Genomic DNA, 693 nt, shown 5'->3' with positions numbered 1-693 from the left:
GGTTTGGGGCAAGTCCACCGACCAGAATGGCATCCTGGATCGCGGCGATCTCGGAGAAGCTCTGAATGCCGCCCAGCAGATCGGCGACGACACACTTCAGAAGCGCAGCCAGGGATATGTCGTTCCGGAAAGCTTCAACCACGGCACCTCGGCGCAGCGTGTCCGCTGGTTCAAGCGCGGCTTCGATGCCGGCACCGTCAAGGCATGTGATACGTTTTCGGGCGATGTATGAGTTTCGGCCGGAGGCGGATGGTCAGCCCTCTACAGTGAAGGGCTGACCAAAGAGATCACTTATTGATAGCAGTAACGGCTAGGTTGGTCAGCTTGTTGTTGGCCGCCTTTTCCTGATCGAGGATTTCGCTCAAGGCGACATGGGCTTCCTCGTTACCGAGGACTTTTGCCCACTCCCGAAGCGAACCATAGCGGGCGATCTCATAGTGCTCGACCGCCTGACAGGCAGCGAGCATGCCGGCGTCGAGGGCAACACCCTTGCCTTCTTCCATCAGGCCTTCGGCTTCCTTCAACAGGCCATCTGTCGCTTCGCACTTGACGCCTTCCGGCTTGACGCCGATCGTCTTGAAGACTTTCTCCAGCGTCCTGATCTGACCCTTGGTCTCTTCCAGATGATGATCGACCGCCTTCTTCAGCTCGACGTTCTTGACTGCCTTCGACACCTTCGGCAGTGCCTTGGCG

Annotated in this window: 2 protein-coding genes; one reads left to right on the top strand and one right to left on the bottom strand. The window is 58.3% G+C overall.

Annotated features, from left to right (window positions below; all coding sequences use genetic code 11):
- Window positions 1-232: neutral zinc metallopeptidase (locus AC2GXZ_RS32610; RefSeq protein ID WP_483763390.1), on the top strand; the 232-nt coding region annotated here is incomplete at its 5' end.
- A gap of 55 nt (window positions 233-287) precedes the next feature.
- Here the strand turns inward: AC2GXZ_RS32610 and AC2GXZ_RS32605 are convergent.
- Window positions 288-693: DUF892 family protein (locus AC2GXZ_RS32605; protein WP_483763389.1), on the bottom strand; the 406-nt coding region annotated here is incomplete at its 5' end.

The organism is Aliirhizobium sp. YIM B11859, from assembly GCF_057163345.1.
The sequence above is the reverse complement of the archived record's forward strand: the minus strand, read 5'-3'. Positions and strand labels throughout refer to the sequence as shown.